Origin of the sequence: Spirillospora sp. NPDC049652 (assembly GCF_040675125.1) — a bacterium.
Classification (GTDB): Bacteria; Actinomycetota; Actinomycetes; order Streptosporangiales; family Streptosporangiaceae; genus Spirillospora.
Genome location: NZ_JBFAOF010001591.1, coordinates 1 through 1,010, shown reverse-complemented (window position 1 = coordinate 1,010; position 1,010 = coordinate 1). Strand labels below are relative to the sequence as shown.

The window sequence follows — 1,010 nt, the reverse complement described above, 5'->3', positions numbered from 1 at the left end:
CGTGGTCGCCTCGCTGACGGTCAGCTCGCGGCCGATCCGGGTCGCCATGGTGGCGAGCGCGCGCAGCACGTGGCCCGCCTGGATCATCACGGCCTCCCGGGTGACCTGCGCGGTCACGTACGGGTTGCCGTCCCGGTCGCCGCCGATCCAGGACCCGAACCGCAGGAACGGCCGGACCCGCGGCGGGCGCGTCCCGGTGCGCCCGTCGTCCAGCGCGGCGTCCAGCGTCCGGTACACCCGCGGGACGACCCGGAAGATCGTCTCGTCGAACGCGGCCATCGCGGTGCGGACCTCGTCCAGCGGGTCCATCTGGGTGTGCCGGCGCAGCGCGGTGCGCCAGAGCAGGTCGATCTCCTCGCGCAGCCGCCGCTCGGTCTCGGCGTGCTCCTCGCCGTCCTCGGGCGCGTCGTTCAGCGCGAACAGCAGGTCGCTGATGCGCTGGATGGCCGTGACGACCGCGCGGCGGCGCGCCTCGGTCGGGTGCGCGGTGAACACCGGGCGGAACTCCAGGCCGTCCACCATCGCCGCGAGCCGCTGCTCGCCCGACTCGGCCCGGACGGCCTCGACCGCCGCCGCCACCGAGCCGGACACCGTGCGGCCCCGGGCGTCCCGCTCGCGCAGCGTCCGGATCCGGTGGTGCTCCTCGGCGAGGTTGGTCAGGTGGAAGTACACGGTGAACGCGCGGGCGACCTGCCCGGCGCGCTCCAGCGACCAGCCGTCCACGATCGCGGCGGGCTCGTCCGCGCTCCCCTCGCCGCGCCGCGCCGCGATCACCGCGTGCCGGAGCCGTTCCACGTCGGAGAGCAGGTCGGGGCCGCCGTACTCGACGAGTCCGTCGCCCAGCATGGCGCCGAGCAGCCGGACGTCCCGGCGCAGGGCCTCGGGCAGGTCGTGTCGCAGCGTTTCTCGCGTCATGTCAGCCACGGGGCCAGCGTAGTGATCGGCGCCGCGCGTCCCGAGCACCGCGTCCCCTCCTACGCGCGCCCCGGCACGCGCGGGACGGAGCCGCC

The 1,010-nt window shown here is 75.8% G+C and carries 1 protein-coding gene; it reads right to left on the bottom strand.

The window, feature by feature from the left end; all coding sequences use genetic code 11:
• On the bottom strand, nt 1–915 hold a 915-nt coding region (locus AB0J52_RS42165), incomplete at its 3' end, for a phosphoenolpyruvate carboxylase (protein WP_500188940.1).
• Nucleotides 916–1,010: the final 95 nt, after the last annotated feature.